Origin of the sequence: Halomonas kalidii (assembly GCF_030010475.1) — a bacterium.
Lineage (GTDB): Bacteria > Pseudomonadota > Gammaproteobacteria > Pseudomonadales > Halomonadaceae > Halomonas > Halomonas heilongjiangensis.
Genome location: NZ_JASCQN010000007.1, coordinates 19,137 through 35,199, shown reverse-complemented (window position 1 = coordinate 35,199; position 16,063 = coordinate 19,137). Strand labels below are relative to the sequence as shown.

General features: G+C 70.1%; 10 protein-coding genes. 5 read left to right on the top strand and 5 right to left on the bottom strand.

Annotated features, from left to right (window positions below; translation table 11 throughout):
* The 3 genes from hutU to QLQ85_RS00550 all read right to left on the bottom strand — a co-directional run.
* Positions 1–1,642: urocanate hydratase (gene hutU, locus QLQ85_RS00560; RefSeq protein ID WP_282737237.1), on the bottom strand; the 1,642-nt coding region annotated here is incomplete at its 3' end.
* Positions 1,643–2,057: 415 nt separating this feature from the next.
* Positions 2,058–2,774, bottom strand: a complete 717-nt coding sequence (hutC, locus tag QLQ85_RS00555; protein WP_282720905.1) for a histidine utilization repressor — start codon at positions 2,772–2,774, stop codon at positions 2,058–2,060.
* 78 nt (positions 2,775–2,852) lie between these two features.
* On the bottom strand, positions 2,853–3,347 hold the full coding sequence (locus tag QLQ85_RS00550; RefSeq protein WP_282737236.1) for a YchJ family protein: 495 nt from the start codon (positions 3,345–3,347) through the stop codon (positions 2,853–2,855).
* 142 nt (positions 3,348–3,489) lie between these two features.
* On the opposite strand from QLQ85_RS00550, the gene QLQ85_RS00545 reads away from it, so the two are divergent.
* The gene (locus QLQ85_RS00545; protein WP_282737235.1) at positions 3,490–6,258 is read left to right on the top strand and encodes a cation-translocating P-type ATPase; all 2,769 of its coding nucleotides are present in this window, start codon (positions 3,490–3,492) and stop codon (positions 6,256–6,258) included.
* On the opposite strand, the gene hrpB is transcribed toward QLQ85_RS00545, so the two are convergent.
* The gene (hrpB, locus tag QLQ85_RS00540) at positions 6,259–8,706 is read right to left on the bottom strand and encodes an ATP-dependent helicase HrpB (RefSeq protein ID WP_282737234.1); all 2,448 of its coding nucleotides are present in this window, start codon (positions 8,704–8,706) and stop codon (positions 6,259–6,261) included.
* Positions 8,706–9,317, bottom strand: coding sequence for a TetR/AcrR family transcriptional regulator (locus QLQ85_RS00535; RefSeq protein WP_170064125.1), 612 nt, complete (start codon positions 9,315–9,317; stop codon positions 8,706–8,708). Before QLQ85_RS00535 ends, hrpB begins: the two co-directional genes overlap by 1 nt.
* A 266-nt stretch (positions 9,318–9,583) precedes the next feature.
* Here QLQ85_RS00535 and xdhA point away from each other — a divergent pair, with 266 nt between their 5' ends.
* From xdhA to guaD, 4 genes are all read left to right on the top strand, one after another.
* Positions 9,584–11,059 carry a xanthine dehydrogenase small subunit gene (gene xdhA / locus QLQ85_RS00530; protein ID WP_282737233.1) on the top strand — a complete coding sequence of 492 codons (1,476 nt, stop codon included), beginning with the start codon at positions 9,584–9,586 and terminating at the stop codon, positions 11,057–11,059.
* On the top strand, positions 11,043–13,559 hold the full coding sequence (gene xdhB / locus QLQ85_RS00525) for a xanthine dehydrogenase molybdopterin binding subunit (RefSeq protein WP_282737232.1): 2,517 nt from the start codon (positions 11,043–11,045) through the stop codon (positions 13,557–13,559). The genes xdhA and xdhB overlap by 17 nt, the downstream gene beginning before the upstream one ends.
* Positions 13,560–13,561: 2 nt before the next feature.
* Positions 13,562–14,431, top strand: coding sequence for a xanthine dehydrogenase accessory protein XdhC (gene xdhC / locus QLQ85_RS00520; protein WP_282737231.1), 870 nt, complete (start codon positions 13,562–13,564; stop codon positions 14,429–14,431).
* A 70-nt stretch (positions 14,432–14,501) separates the two neighbouring features.
* Positions 14,502–15,821, top strand: a complete 1,320-nt coding sequence (gene guaD, locus QLQ85_RS00515; protein WP_282737230.1) for a guanine deaminase — start codon at positions 14,502–14,504, stop codon at positions 15,819–15,821.
* Positions 15,822–16,063 lie beyond the last annotated feature (242 nt).

Genomic DNA, 16,063 nt, shown 5'->3' with positions numbered 1-16,063 from the left:
CGTTCTCGCGGGCGCAGGTCTTGGCGATCTCGTAGCCGGCGTCGGCGTGGCGCATCACCCCGGTGCCCGGGTCGTTGCGCAGCACCCGGCCCAGGCGGGCATGGGCGTCGGCGCTGCCGTCGGCGACGATCACCACCCCGGCGTGCTGGGAGTAGCCCATGCCCACGCCGCCGCCGTGGTGCAGCGAGACCCAGGTGGCGCCGCTGGCGGTGTTGAGCAGCGGCCAGTCGGAGACGGCGTCGCTGCCGTCCCGCATCGCCTCGGTCTCGCGGTTGGGGCTCGCCACCGAGCCGGAGTCGAGGTGGTCGCGGCCGATGACGATGGGCGCCTTGAGCTCGCCGTTCTTGACCATCGCGTTGAAGGCCTGGCCGAGGCGGGCGCGATCCTTGAGGCCCACCCAGCAGATGCGCGCCGGCAGCCCCTGGAAGGCAATCCGCTCGCGGGCCATGTCCAGCCAGTTGTGCAGGTGCGGGTCGTCGGGGATCAGCTCCTTGACCTTCTGGTCGGTCCTGTAGATGTCCTCCGGGTCGCCGGACAGCGCCGCCCAGCGGAAGGGGCCGATGCCCTGGCAGAACAGCGGGCGGATGTAGGCCGGCACGAAGCCGGGGAAGGCGAAGGCGTTCTCGACCCCTTCCTCCTGGGCCATCTGGCGGATGTTGTTGCCGTAGTCGAAGGTCGGCACGCCCAGCGCCTGGAAGTCGAGCATGGCCTGGACGTGCACCGCCATGGACTGCTTGGCGGCCTTCACCGTGACCTCGGGCTCGGTCTTGCCGCGCGCCACGTACTCGTCCCAGCTCCAGCCCGACGGCAGGTAGCCGTGCAGCGGGTCGTGGGCGCTGGTCTGGTCGGTGACCATGTCCGGCTTGACGCCACGCTTGACCAGCTCGGGCAGTACGTCGGCGGCGTTGGCGCACAGCCCGATGGAGACCGCCTGGCCCTCGGCGGTGTAGCGCTCGATACGGGCCAGGGCGTCGTCGAGGTCGGTGGCCTGCTCGTCCAGGTAGCGGGTGCGCAGGCGGAAGTCGAGGCGCGACTGCTGGCACTCGATGTTCAGCGAACAGGCGCCGGCCAGGCTCGCCGCCAGGGGCTGGGCGCCGCCCATGCCGCCGAGGCCGGCGGTGAGGATCCAGCGGCCGGAGAGGTCGCCGGCGTAGTGCTGGCGCCCGGCCTCGACGAAGGTCTCGTAGGTGCCCTGGACGATGCCCTGGGAGCCGATGTAGATCCACGAGCCGGCGGTCATCTGGCCGTACATCATCAGGCCTTTCTTATCCAGCTCGTTGAAGTGCTCCCAGTTGGCCCAGGCCGGCACCAGGTTGGAGTTGGCGATCAGCACCCGCGGGGCGTCCTTGTGGGTCTCGAACACCCCCACCGGCTTGCCGGACTGGACCAGCAGGGTCTGGGTGTCCTCCAGGCGCTGCAGGGTCGCGACGATGGTGTCGAAGCACTGCCAGTCGCGGGCGGCGCGGCCGATGCCGCCGTAGACCACCAGGTCCTCGGGGCGCTCGGCGACGTCGGGGTGGAGGTTGTTCATCAGCATGCGCAGCGGCGCCTCGGTGAGCCAGCTCTTGCAGCTGCGCTCGGCACCGGTGGGGGCGGCGATCCGGCGGCTGGGGTCGTGACGCTTGTCATCGATATGGGTCATGCGGGAATCCTCTCGGGTGCGCTGACACTCGGGCCCTGACGGGCCTCTCTGAATCGGGGCCGGACATGCTCAAGACATGTCGCCGGCTCTGGATATGTATATACACATTTACGAGAACCTACCCATGACGTCAAATCGACGAAACAAACCAACCACGACAGAATCCTATTAATTTCTTTTTTTTCAAATATTTATATGAATTCTTGTTAGACCAAAGTCGTACTGGTGCGATACATATACAAACGTACGTTCTATAGATGTGTATATACATATAGGCAGCAAGATCACACCGCCGACATGCCGGCATGACACCGACGGACAGACGTCTGACACAAGGAACGGGCAAGATAAGGGGAAAGGCGATGCGCCATGGCCAGGCTGTCGTCCCGGGCCATGACGGACATGCAGGGGCGGGTCAGAGCCCAGCGGAATGCAGAGAGGCGTTGAGCTTGTAGCGGGTACCGGGATGGAGCAATTGGGTATAGCTGATCAACTGTTCACCCGACCAGGTCCGGCGCACGACCAGCAGGCAGGACTCGCTCACGGGGATAGCCAGCAGAGCCGCCTCTTCCTCGGTGGGGGAAACGGATTCGACCACGTTCTCGATATCCGTAACGGGATAGCGCGCGACCAGGACGGCATTGGGTGTATGTTTCTCGAAATCCTGCTCCAGGTAATCCGGTGCTACGCGCGGATTGACATGGCGCCTTTCCAGCTGCAGCGGCACGTCATCTTCCATGTGTACGATCTCGGAGTAAAAGACAAGGGTACCGGTCTTGACTCCGAGGTAGATGGCAACCTGCTCATTGGCGGCCACTTCCTTTAATTGGACGACGCGACTGCTGTGGCGTCCTCCGCGATTGCGAATCTCGTCGGCGATGTTACGGATGTCGAAGAGAGATGACTCTGCCTTGCGCTCGACGACGAAGGTACCGGATCCCGTGCGGCGAATCAGGAGGCCGCGCTGGACCAGATCACGGATGGCCTTGTTGGCCGTCATGCGGCTGACCCCGAAGTCCTTGGCCAGGCGATTCTCGGCGGGGATCCGGTCCCCGGGGACGAAGCCCCCCCTTTCGATTTCCTTGAGCAGGTATTCCTTTATCCGCTCATATGACGGTCGACTACCCGACATCTCTTGACACTCCATGTGGCAATGAAAGACGCAAATTGGTGGCAGGCATTCTCCAGACTCCTGCGACAAAATACAGGGCTAAGCCCTAATGCAGCAGGCCTTGCCCTTCTTCCCGCTGCCGCACGGGCAGGGGTCGTTGCGACCCGGCTTGAGGCGGGTCACGGACGGGGTGCCGTCGAGGTAATACCAGCGCCCCGCCTCACGCACGAAGCGCGAGGCCTCCTCGAGTACCGCCCAGCGGCGGCCTTCGCGGAAGGTGGCACGAAAGTGGACGCGACCGGTATCGTCCCGCTCGTCACGGTCAAGCACCTCGAGCCGCACCCACTGCGTGGTGTCATCCGGCGCGAGGCTCGCCGGGCGGGTGGAGGGATGCCAGGTCGCCAGCAGGTAGTCGGTCAGGTTCAGGGCGAAGGCCCCGTAGCGCGAGCGCATCAGGGCCTCGGGCGTGGGGGCCGGCTCGCCGGCATGGTAGCGCCCACAGCACGCGCTCAGCATCGCGCCACTGCCACAGGGGCAAGCTGAAGAAGCGGTCACCGCCACTCGGCCTCTCCTCGGATATCGATGGGCCGTCATCATACCGCAGGACGCCACTCTCGCGTGTCATCACCCCCCTGGGCCCCTTCTCTTGTCCTGGATCACTGCAGTGCAGCATGGAGTGTGCTACACCTGTAGCCCTGCGGCGGTTACAGCGACGCCTCGTGCCGGAGGTAACAGGATGCCCGAGCGGCCCCCCCACCAACGCCCCACCTGGCATGCCCTGCCGGCCGAGGAGTCGCTGACGCGACTCGATGCGACGCCGCGGGGGTTGAGCGACCAGCAGGCACGCTCGCGACTGGCCCGCCATGGCCCGAACCAGTTGCACCAGGAACGCGGGCGGCCCTGGTGGAAGCGCCTGCTCGCGCAGTTCAACAACATCCTGATGCTGATCCTGCTCGCCGCGGCCGTCGCCAGCCTGGGGCTTGGCCATCACCTCGACGCCACGGCCATTCTCGGCGTGGTGCTGATCATCGCGCTGATCGGCTTTCTCCAGGAGGGCAAGGCGGAGCAGGCGCTCGAGAGCATCCGCAACATGCTCTCGCCTCGGGCCCAGGTGCTGCGCGACGGCCGGCGCGACGTGATCCCCGCCGAGGAGCTGGTGCCCGGCGACATCGTGCTGGTGGAGAGCGGCGACCGCGTACCGGCCGACCTGCGCCTGCTCGAGGCCCGGCGGTTGCGCACCGAGGAGGCCGCGCTGACCGGCGAGTCGACGCCGGTGGACAAGGCCACCCAGGCCGTGCACCGGGAGGCCGACCTCGGCGACCGCAGCAGCATGGCCTATGCCGGCACCATCGTGGTCCAGGGCACCGCCCTGGGGCTGGTGGTGGAGACCGGCAGCCACACCGAGATCGGCCGCATCTCGGAAATGCTGCGCGGCGTGGAGACCCTCAAGACGCCCCTGCTGCAACAGCTCGACCGCGCCGGACGGGTGCTGGCGGTGTTCATCCTCGGCGCCGCCGCCCTCACCGCCGCCTTCGGCGTCGCGGTTCACGACCAGCCCGTGGGCGAGATGTTCATGGCCGCCGTCGGCCTGGCCGTGGCCGCCATCCCCGAGGGCCTGCCGGCCATCGTCACCATCGGCCTGGCGCTGGGCGTGCAGGCCATGGCCCGGCGCAACGCCATCATCCGCCGCCTGCCGGCGGTGGAGACCCTGGGATCGATCTCCACCATCTTCTCCGACAAGACCGGCACCCTGACCCGCAACGAGATGACCGCCCGGGCAATCTGGCTGCCAGAGGGCGAGATCCGCATCGACGGCACCGGCTTCGCGCCACAGGGCGACTTCCACGAAGTCGAGGATGGCCGGACGCGCGAGGCGGCGCTGGACCTCGACGAGCACCATGCGCTGCGCCACTTCCTCAAGGTCGGCGTGCTGTGCAACGACGCCGAACTGGCCGAGGAGCACGGCCGCTGGCACATCCATGGCGACCCCACCGAGGGGGCCCTGGTGGTGGCCGCGGCCAAGGCCGGCCTCGGGGCACGCGAGCTGCGCGGTGACCACGCCCGCCAGGACGCCATCCCCTTCGAGTCCGAACGCAAGTACATGGCCACCCTCCACGAGGTCGACGGCGAGCAGTACCTGCTGGTCAAGGGGGCGCCCGACCGGCTGCTGGAGATGTGCCACCGGGTGCGCACCGACAGCGGCGGGGACGAGCTCGATCTCGCGACCTGGGAGGAACGCATCCATGCCCTCTCCTCCCGCGGCCTGCGGGTGCTGGCGCTGGCCGAGAAGCGCCTGGAAGGCATCGACGACCTGGCCGACGAGCATGCCGAGGAGGGGCTGGTGCTGCTCGGCCTGGTGGGCCTGCTCGACCCGCCCCGCGACGAGGCCATCGCCGCCGTGAAGCAGTGCCTGGAGGCCGGCATCCGCCCGGTGATGGTCACCGGTGACCATGCCGTGACGGCGCGCGCCATCGCCGAGCAGCTCGGTTTCGCCCACACCGACCGCGCCCTGACCGGCCGCGATGTCGAGGCCATGTCCGACGGGGAGCTGGAGGCGTGCATCCTCGAGGTGGATGTCTTCGCCCGCGCCGCCCCGGAGCACAAGCTGCGCCTGGTCAAGGCGATGCAGGCGCAGGGTGGCATCTGCGCCATGACCGGCGACGGGGTCAACGACGGCCCGGCGCTCAAGCGCGCCGATGTCGGCGTGGCCATGGGCATCCAGGGTACCGAGGCCGCCAAGGAGGCCGCCGAGATGGTGCTCGCCGACGACAACTTCGCCACCATCGCCGCCGCCATCGAGGAGGGCCGCAAGGTCTACGACAACATCCGCAAGACCATCACCTTCCTGCTGCCCACCAACGGTGGCCAGGGCCTGGCGATCATGCTGGCGGTGCTGGGCGGCATCCTGCTGCCGGTGACGCCGCTGCAGGCACTGTGGGTCAACATGGTGGTGGCGGTGACGCTGGGCCTGGCGCTCGCCTTCGAGAAAGCCGAGCCCGACATCATGCGGCGCCGGCCCCGCGACCCGACGGCCGCCCTGCTCGACCTGTTCCTGCTGTGGCGGGTGGTGTTCGTCTCGGTGCTGCTGCTGGTCGGGGTGTTCGGGGTGTTCGCCTGGATCCTGCTCTACCAGCAGGGCAGCGAGGCGCTGGCCCGGGCCGGTGCGGTGAACATGCTGGTGATGGGCAGCGCCGCCTACCTGATCAACAGCCGTTTCCTGATCCGCAGCTCGCTGTCGATGCAGGGAATCTTCGGCAGCCGGCCGGTGTGGATCGCCATCGCCCTGGTGGTCGCGCTGCAGCTCGCCTGGACCTACCTGCCCTTCATGCAGCTGATCTTCGGCAGCGCCGCCCTGGGCCTCGTCCACTGGCTGGTGATCGTCGCCGGCAGCGTGGCGATCCTGCTGACCGTCGAGTTGGAGAAGTGGGTGTTGCGCCGCCGCGATGTCACCGACAGTGGCTCGCCCTCCAGACGCCGGCACGACGAGCACGCCGCGGCCCGCTGATCAAGAACGTCGCTTGGTGCGGGCGGTGGCCTCGGCGGTCATGGGATCCTCGGGCCAGGGGTGCCTGGGGTAGCGCCCGCGCATGTCCTTGCGCACCTCCGGGTAGCCGTTGGCCCAGAAGCTCGCCAGGTCGCGGGTGACCTGCAGCGGACGCCGCGCCGGCGAGAGCAGGTGCAGCAGCACCGCCACGCGTTCGCCGGCGACGCGCGGCGAGGCCCGCCAGCCGAACACCTCCTGCAGCTTCACCGCCAGCACCGGCTCACCGCCCTCCCGACAGGGCGCGTAGTCGAGCCGGATGCCGGAACCGCTGGGCACCGTCAGCCGCTCGGGGGCGAGCTCGTCGAGACGCGAGCGCAGCGACCAGGCGAGGGTATCGAGCAGCAGCCGTCCCAGCGGCAGCTTGTCGACCGCCTCAAGCCGCGTCACGCCATCGAGGTGCGGCCCCAGCCAGTCGTCCAGGCGTTCGAGCAGCGCCGCGTCCGACCAGTCGGGCCAGTCGTCACCCAGCTCGCGGCGCAGCAATGCCACCCGCCCTCGCAGCTGTTCGGCGGCCTCGTCGAAGGGTAATCGCCCGCGTCGCCGCAGGGCATCGAGCAGCGCCCGGCGCACCGCCTCGGGCGGCAGCGCCTGCAGGGGCCGGCGCTCCAGCACCACCGCCCCCAGGCCGCGCACCTGCTCGCCGACCAGCCGGCCCTGCTCGTCCGACCACTCGAGGTTCGCGCGCCATTCGGCGGTCTCGGGATAGAGCGCCTCGAGCCGGTCGGGCGAGAGCGCCACGCCGCGGAAGATCCGTGCGCCGGCGGCCTCGCCGTCGAGCTCGGCGGCCACCAGCAGTTCGGCATGGGCCAGGGGGTGCTCCTCCGGCAGGACCGCCAGGCCACCGCTCGCCAGCCGGAAGCGCCCGGGGGCCAGGCGTTGGGCGATACGCTCCGGATAGGCCAGCGCCAGCAGCTCCCCCAGCGGCACCAGGCTCGCGACCTCCAGCCGGCAGCCGCCGAGGCGGGCCAGGCGGCGGGCGTCGTGCTGCCACTGGCGATGGGCCCGGCCATCCGCCAGGCATGCCTCGAGCGCCCGCTCCAGGTCGCGCTCGCCCGCGAGGTCGCGCCCCTCCAGTGCCGCCACCAGGGCGCAGGCCAGGGGCAGCGCGTCGAGGGCGACGGCGCGCTCGAGCATCACCGCCAGGCGGGGATGGGTCGGCCAGCGGGTGCAGGCTCGCCCCAGCGCGGTGAGATGGAAGGCCTCGTCGAGCACCCCGAGCCGGCGAAGCAGGTCGCGCCCCGCGGCCAGGGCCGCGGCGGGCGGCGGGGTCACCCAGGCCAGCCGGTTCGGCTCGGTGATGCCCCAACGGGCCAGTTCGAAGGCGAGCGGCGCCAGATCGGCCTGGCGGATCTCCGGCTCGCCGTGGGGCACGAGCGGCTGTTCCTCGGCCCACAGGCGCACGCAGACCCCGGGGCCCTGGCGGCCGGCGCGACCGCGACGCTGGTCGGCGCTGGCGCGATTGACCCGCCGGGTCTCGAGGCGGGTGAGGCCGCTGCGCGGCTGGAAGACCGGCACCCGCTCGTGGCCGGCATCGACGACGATGCGCACCCCGTCCACGGTGACGCTCGACTCGGCGATGGCGGTGGCCAGCACCACCCGGCGCCTGCCCCCGGGGTCGGGGCGCAGGGCGCGGCGCTGGGCCTCGAGTGGCAGCCGGCCGTGCAGCTCCATGATGACCAGGTCCCGACGTCGGCCCGCCAGCTCCCGGGCCAGGCGGCGGATCTCGCCGACGCCGGGCAGGATCACCAGGGCATCGCCCTCGCTCGCCTCCAGTGCCTCGAGCACCGCCCGGGCCTGCTGGGAAGCGGCCTCATCGCGGCTGGTCAGGGAGCGATAGCGAGTCTCCACGGGAAAGGTCCGGCCCGGGCAGTCGATCAGCGGGGTGTCCACGCCCAGCACCGCGAGCAGCGAGTCCACGTCCAGGGTCGCCGACATCACCAGCAGCCGCAGGTCGTCACGCAGCCCCTCCTGGGCATCCAGGGCCAGCGCCAGGCCCAGGTCGGCCTCGAGGCTGCGCTCGTGGAATTCGTCGAAGAGGATGCCGGCCACCCCCTCGAGCATGGGATCGTCCTGGAGCATGCGGGTCAGCACGCCCTGGGTGACCACCTCGAGGCGGGTGTCGGGCCCCACCCGGCTCTCGCCGCGCATCCGGTAGCCCACCGTCTGCCCAGTCTCTTCACCCAGCATGCTCGCCATAAAGCCCGCGGCCAGCCGCGCGGCGACGCGACGCGGCTCCAGCAGCAGCAGCCTGCCACCCCGACACCAGGGCGCGTCGAGCAGCGCCAGCGGCACCCGGGTGGTCTTGCCGGCGCCGGGCTCAGCGACCAGCAGGGCGCGGTTGTGGCCTACCAGCGCCTCGCGAATGGCGCCCAGCCGCGCCTCGATGGGCAGCGTCGACGCGGAGGTCATCAGGCCTCGCGCGGCCTGACCCCGCACCCCTTGAGGATCACCTGGGTCAGGAAGGCGGTGATCCGCTCCACGTCGGCATCGGAGAGCTCCTCCTTGCCGGTGATGCCGAGCACCTGGGCCTCGAAGTCGGCGTAGTGCTGGGTGGCCGACCAGATCAGGAAGATCAGCCACACCGGGTCGACCGGGTCCATCAGGCCGCGCTCCGCCCACTGCTCGAAGATCCGCGCGCGGGCCTGCACCCAGTCGCGCAGCCCGCCACGCAGGTAGTCCTGCAGGAAGGGCGCCCCGCCGAGGATCTCGGCGGCGAACAGCCGCGAGCCCTCCGGGTGACGGCGCGACAGCTGCATCTTGCTGCGGATAAAGGCCTCGAGGACTTCCGCGGGATCGTCTTCCACCGAGATATCGTCGAGCAGCGCGTTCCAGCGCTCCATCATCCGCTCCAGCAGGCGCACGTAGAGGCCCCGCTTGCTGCCCATGTAATAGAGCACATTGGACTTGGGTAGCCCGGCCTGCTCGGCGATATCCTGAAGACTGGCACCGCGATAGCCGTGCCGGGCGAAGACCCGTTCGGCAGCCGCCAGGATCTCGCGCTCGTTACGCTCGCGCGTCATGCCGTTGGTCTCCCCCTTCTCGCGCACACTCCTTCCGGAAGGCGTCTTCCACTGCGTCATCGGCAACCTCACTGCCCCAAGTCGTGGCCCGGCCCTCGCCCAGGCGATCGGGTGTCCGGGATAGTGCACCAGCCTTGTGCGGGGTGCAAACGGGCTTGCAAACCGATCGATTCTGAACCATGCTGGAAACATCCTGACCAATTGGTCAACACCAGACGGCATCTGCCACCCGTATCAACAAGAGACAATCAACAAGAGACAAGGCGATGATCGATTTCCTGCTCAACGGGCAGCCTCGCCACTGCGAGGCCTCACCCGAGACCAGCGTGCTCGAGCTGCTGCGCGAGTCGCTCGGCCAGACCGGCACCAAGGAGGGCTGCGCCTCGGGCGACTGCGGCGCCTGCACCGTGGCCATCGGCGAGACCGGGCCCGACGGGCGCGTGCGCTACCACAGCGCCAATGCCTGCATCACCCCCGCCCACCAGCTCCACGGTCGCCAGCTGGTCACCGTGGAGGGCCTGGCCGACGGCGAGCGGCTCCACCCCGCCCAGGCCGCCATGGTCGAATGCCACGGCAGCCAGTGCGGCTTCTGCACCCCGGGCATCGTCATGTCGCTGTTCACCCTGCACGAAGAGCAGCGCCCGGGGGATGACAAGGTACCGGCACCGTTGACACCCCAGCGGTTGGAGGCCGCGCTCGGCGGCAACCTCTGTCGCTGCACCGGCTATCGGCCGATCCGCGACGCCGCCCTGACCATGGGCGAGCACCCCGAGCGGCGTCCGCCGTGGCTCGATGCGGCGGCGCCGACACCCGCCGCCCCCCAAACCGATGCCCGCTTCGCCCAGCCGACCACCCTGGCGGAACTGGTCGAGCTGCGCCGCCGCCACCCCGACGCGCGGCTGGTGGCCGGGGCCACCGATCTCTGGCTCGAGACCACCCAGCGCCTCGAGCGCTTCGAGCGGCTGATCGACGTGACCCGGGTTGCCGAACTCGACACCATCGAGGAGACCACCCTCGACGACGGCCGCCCCGGCTGGTGGATCGGCGCCGCCGTCACCTATTCGCGCCTGGAGCCGCTGCTCGACGAGCATTACGAGGCCTTCGCCCACCTGCTGCACCGCCTCGGCTCGGCCCAGGTCCGCAACCGCGGCACCCTGGGCGGCAACGTCGCCAACGCCTCGCCTATCGGCGACACCCCGCCGGTGCTGCTGGCGCTGGGCTCGCGGCTGTGGCTCGCCGGCCCCGAGGGCGAGCGCGAGCTGCCGCTGGACGACTTCTTCCTCGACTACAAGCGGACCGCCCTGGGCGAGGGCGAGGCGATCCGCGCCATCTTCCTGCCGCGCCCCGAAGCGGGTCGGACCCTCAAGGTCTGGAAGCTGTCCAAGCGTCGAGAGGACGACATCTCCGCGGTGCTCGGCGCCTTCAGCTGGAGGCTCGAGGACGGCATCCTGCGCGACGTGCGCCTGGCCTTCGGCGGCATGGCCGCCATCCCCAAGCGCGCCGCCGCCGCCGAGGCCGCCCTGGAGGGGCAGGCCCCCTCGACCGCCGCCTTCCAGGCCGCCCGGCTCGCGCTGGCGCGAGACTTCCAGCCCATGAGCGACGTGCGTGGCAGCGCCCACTACCGCCGGCTCTCCGCCGCCAACCTGCTCGAGCGCCTGCGCCTGGCCCTGCTTCGTGACCACCGGGTGCAGCCGTCGTCCCACACCGACCGGGAGGTGATGCTCCATGCGTACGCTCACTAAGTTCGTTCAGGCGCCCGGCGCCGCACCCGACGTCTCGGCCGACTCCGCCAGGGTTCGCGAGGAGCAGCGGGGACGGATCAAGGGCGACGGCCCCCTGGCCCGGGAGACCACGTCCCGCGATGACCGCCCCACCACCAGCCGCGGGGCGGCCGGCAGCGCCAGCGCCCACGAGAGCGCGGTCAAGCATGTCACCGGCCGCGCCACCTATATCGACGACATCCGCGCCCCCGCCGACTGCCTGCACGTGGCGCTGGGCCTCTCGCCGGTGGCCCATGGCCGGCTGACCCGCCTCGACCTGCAAAAGGTCAGGGCGATGCCCGGCGTGGTCGACGTGATCTCGATCGCCGACGTGCCCGGCCATACCGATATCGGCCCGGTGTTCCCCGGCGACCCGATCTTCGTCGAGGACGAGATCAGCTACGTCGGCCAGGTGCTGTTCGCCGTGGCCGCCGAGAGCCATCGCGCCGCTCGCGAGGCGGTAAGCGCCGCGTGGGCCGAGGGGATAGCCGAGATCGACGAGCAGCCGGCCAGCCTCGACCCGGTGGCCGCCGCCGAGCGCGGTGAAGTCGTGCGCCCCACCCACGTCCAGCAGAGCGGCGACTGGGAGGCCGCCCTGGCCGGTGCCAGCCATGTGGTGGAGAGCGAGCAGTTCGTCGGCGGCCAGGAGCACTTCTACCTCGAGGGCCAGGCCTGCCTGGTGCAGCCCACCGAGGACGAGGGCGTGGTCGTCTACACCTCCAACCAGCACCCCAGCGAGACCCAGAAGCTGGTCGCCGAGGTGCTGGGGATCCCCTTCCATGCCGTCACCGTGGAGATGCGCCGCATGGGCGGCGGCTTCGGCGGCAAGGAGACCCAGGCCTCGCCCTGGGCCTGCATCGCCGCGCTGATCGCCCGGCGCACCGGGCGCACCACCCGCGTCCGCCTGCCGCGGGCCGAGGACATGCGCGTCACCGGCAAGCGCCACCCCTTCCACAACCGCTACCGGCTCGGCGTCGATGACCAGGGGGTGATCCAGGGGGGCGAGATCACCGTGATCGGCGACTGCGGCTACTCGCCGGACCTCTCCGAGGCGATCGTCGACCGCGCCATGTTCCACTCGGACAACGCCTACTCCCTGGGCGAGGCCCGGGTCACCGGCCACCGCGCCCGCACCCACACCGCCTCCAACACCGCCTTCCGCGGCTTCGGTGGCCCCCAGGGCATGATGGTGATCGAGGCGGCCATGGACGATATCGCCCGCAGGATCGGCGAAGACCCGCTCACCGTGCGCAAGCGCAACCTCTACCGCGAAGGCCGCAATGTCACCCACTACGGCCAGACGGTGGACCAGATCGCCCTGCTCCACGACCTGGTCGGACAGCTCGAGGCGAGCAGCGATTACTGGGCCCGCCGCCAGGCGATCACCGCGTTCAATGCCGAGAGCCCGGTCATCCGCCGCGGCCTGGCGCTGACCCCGGTGAAGTTCGGCATCTCCTTCACCGCCAAGCACCTCAACCAGGCCGGCGCCCTGCTCCACGTCTATACCGACGGCAGCGTGATGATCAACCACGGCGGCACCGAGATGGGCCAGGGTCTGCACACCAAGATCTGCCAGGTGGTGGCCCGGGAGCTGGCGCTCGACCTCGACACGGTGCGCATCACCGCCACTCGCACCGACAAGGTGCCCAACACCTCGCCCACCGCCGCCTCCAGCGGCGCCGACCTCAACGGCCAGGCCGCCCGCGACGCCTGTGTGAAGCTCAAGGAACGGCTGTTCGACTTCGCCAGCGAGCACTTCTTCGCCGAGCTCGGCGGCCTCGACCGCGAGGGCATGCGCCTGGAGGCCGGCCACCTGGTGGCCGGCGTTGGCGAGAGCGAGCGGCGCATTCCCTGGGGCGAGCTCGTCCAGGCGGCGTATCTCGCCCGCATCTCGCTCTCCGAGAAGGGCTTCTACGCCACCCCGCTGATCCACTACGACCGTGAGACCGGCAAGGGCCGGCCCTTCTACTACTACGCCCATGGCGCCGCCGTGGCCGAGGTCAGCGTCGACACCCTCACCGGCGAGTACCAGGTCGACCGGGTCGACATCCTCCACGACGTGGGCGACTCGCTGAACCCGGCCATCGACCTCGGCCAGGTCGAGGGCGGCTTCATCCAGGGCGTGGGCTGGCTGACCAGCGAGGAGCTGAAGTGGAACGACGCCGGCCGCCTGATCTCCGACGGCCCGGCCACCTACAAGATCCCCACCTACGGCGACCTGCCGCCGGTGTTCAACGTCACCCTGCTCGAGGGCCACCCCAACTCCATGGCCAGCATCTACCGCTCCAAGGCGGTGGGCGAGCCGCCCTTCATGCTCGGCATGTCGGTGTGGTCGGCGCTGCGCGACGCCCTGGCCAGCCTCGCCGACTACCGCGAGGCGCCGCGCCTCGACACCCCGGCCACCCCCGAGCGGGTGCTGCTCGCCGCCGAGGCGCTGCGCTCGCGCCACGATCCCCGGCCGCTGGAGACGGGAGGAGCGTGATCATGGGCACACCCGGCACCGGCGCCACGTCGCGCCCCGAGAGCTGGCACGCCGCGCTGCATCGCCTGCAGCGCGACGGCCTGCCCCACGCCCTGGCGACCCAGGTCACCAGCGCCGGCTCCACGCCCCGGGAGCCCGGGGCGCGGATGGTGATCACCGCCGACGCGGTCTACGATACCCTCGGCGGCGGCACCTTCGAGTGGCAGACCATCGAGGCGGCACGCCAGCGCCTCGCCTCGAGCGAGCCGGGGATGACCCTCGAGGCCTTCTCGCTGGGCGGGCGCAGCGGCCAGTGCTGCGGCGGCTTCGTCAACGTGCTGATCGAGGTGTTCCCGGGCAGCCGTACCACGCTGGCGCTGTTCGGCGCCGGCCACGTGGGCCAGGAGCTCGTGCGCCTGGCCGCGCCGCTGCCCTGGCGGGTGCTGTGGCACGACAGTCGCGACGGCGCCTTCCCCGCCTGGGCCACCGGCCAGCCACGCCTCGAATGCCGGGCGAGCCCCGATCCCGCGGCCGCGGTGGCGGCCCTGCCGGCCGGCGCCCACGCCCTGGTGCTGACCCACGACCACGCCGAGGACCGTGCCCTGGTCGACGCCCTCCTGAGGCGCGGCGACACGGCGTCGCTCGGCCTGATCGGCTCGAAGAGCAAGTGGGCCAGCTTCCGCTCCCGGCTGACGGATGCCGGTCATGGGGACGAGGCCCTGGCGACGGTGCGCTGCCCCATCGGCGTCGCCTCGGGTGGCACCGGTGGCGACAAGACCCCCTACGCCATCGCCCTGGCCGCCCTCGCCGAGCTATTGCCGCTGGCCGAGACACCCGAGCGCGGCGACCAGCGCGGCCTCGACCCCGCCGAACTGCGACGCGTCTTTACCTAAGTTTCCTGTGGGGTCAGACCCCAAAGTTTGCTGAGGGGTCTGACCCCAAAAGAGAATGAGCCCTGACACCATGACGACGACACACTCGCGCCTGCTGCGCGCCGAACTGCTGAGCTTCGACACCGACCCCGGCGAGGGCGATTCCCCGGCCGCGGGCAGCGTGCGCCACCTCGAGGATGGTGCCCTGTGGATCGAGGACGGCTGCATCCGCGCCGTGGACGACTACGCCAGGCTGGCCCCCGAGTTGCCCGAGGGGCTGGAAGTCATCGACCACCGTGGGAAATTGATCCTCCCCGGCTTCATCGACAGCCATGTGCACTACGTCCAACTGGAGATCATCGCCTCCTACGGTCGCCAGCTGCTCGACTGGCTCAACGACTACACCTTCCCGGAAGAACAGCAGTTTTCCAGCCGCGAGCACGCCGAAGCGCTCTCCGAGGCCTTCCTCGACGAGCTGCTGCGGGTGGGCACCACCACCGCCCAGGTGTTCTGTTCGAGCCATCCGGTGTCGGTGGACGCCTTCTTCGCCGCCAGCCACCGGCGCGGCCTGTGCATGCTCGCCGGCAAGGTGCTGATGGACCGCCACGCCCCCGCGGCGCTGTGCGACGATACCGAGGGCGGTATCCGCGACACCGAGCGGCTGATCGGCGACTGGCACGGCAAGGGCCGGCTCGGTTACAGCCTGACCCCGCGCTTCGCCCCCACCTCCACCCGGGCCCAGCTCGATGCCGCCGGCGCCCTGATGCGCAACGACGCGAGCCTCTGGCTGCAGACCCATCTCGCCGAGAACACCGGCGAGCTGGACTGGGTGGCCGAGCTGTTCCCCGGCAGCCGCGACTACCTCGAGGTCTACGAGCAGTCCGGCCTGGTGGGGCCACGCAGCACCTTCGCCCACGGCATCCACCTGGACCAGGAGATGCGCGGCCGGCTGGCCGAGCGCGGGGCGAATCTCGCCTTCTGCCCCAGCTCCAACATGTTCCTGGGCAGCGGCCTGTTCGACCGCCAGGCTCCCCGCGAGAAGGGCCTCGCCATCACCTACGCCAGCGACGTGGGCGGCGGCACCGACCTGTCGGGCCTGGCCACCCTCAAGGCCGCCTACCAGGTGGGCCAGCTGCGCGGTCAGCCGCTCACCGCCTGGCAGGGCTTCTTCGGGCTGACCCTGGGCAACGCCCGGGCGCTGTCGCTCGACGACCGCATCGGCCGCCTGGCCCCGGGACTCGACGCCGACTTCGTGGTCCTCGACCCCGCGGCCACCCCGCTGCTGGCCCGGCGCACGGCGCGCTGCCGTTCGCTCGCCGAGACCCTCTTCGCGCTGATGATGATGGGCGACGACCGCACCGTGCTGGAGACCTGGGCAGGCGGCCGCCGCCAGCACCGCCGCGAACCCTGAGAGAATCCAGCACGGGCATCGCTTCCTGGTGCTCGTGAATCCCGGCATATGTGTCTTTTTTAGGAGCTGTTAACATAAGGAAATATTTCTACAAGCTCCCTTTCACAAGTAGCCGGCCATGCCTGCTACCTTGAAGACGCAAGCCGGATATTCCCCCAACGTTTTCGCGAATATTCGGCTTCGGCTCGCATCAAACGGACCACGCGTGCCATGCAACAGAACTGATGCTGTAGCACCATTTC

Coding starts and splice junctions, on each gene's coding strand:
- hutC (WP_282720905.1), bottom strand. CDS start 2,774: ATGTCGGGTAGTCGACCGTCATATGAGCGGATAAAGGAATACCTGCTC.
- QLQ85_RS00550 (WP_282737236.1), bottom strand. CDS start 3,347: ATGACGGCCCATCGATATCCGAGGAGAGGCCGAGTGGCGGTGACCGCT.
- QLQ85_RS00545 (WP_282737235.1), top strand. CDS start 3,490: ATGCCCGAGCGGCCCCCCCACCAACGCCCCACCTGGCATGCCCTGCCG.
- hrpB (WP_282737234.1), bottom strand. CDS start 8,706: ATGACCTCCGCGTCGACGCTGCCCATCGAGGCGCGGCTGGGCGCCATT.
- QLQ85_RS00535 (WP_170064125.1), bottom strand. CDS start 9,317: ATGACGCGCGAGCGTAACGAGCGCGAGATCCTGGCGGCTGCCGAACGG.
- xdhA (WP_282737233.1), top strand. CDS start 9,584: ATGATCGATTTCCTGCTCAACGGGCAGCCTCGCCACTGCGAGGCCTCA.
- xdhB (WP_282737232.1), top strand. CDS start 11,043: ATGCGTACGCTCACTAAGTTCGTTCAGGCGCCCGGCGCCGCACCCGAC.
- xdhC (WP_282737231.1), top strand. CDS start 13,562: ATGGGCACACCCGGCACCGGCGCCACGTCGCGCCCCGAGAGCTGGCAC.
- guaD (WP_282737230.1), top strand. CDS start 14,502: ATGACGACGACACACTCGCGCCTGCTGCGCGCCGAACTGCTGAGCTTC.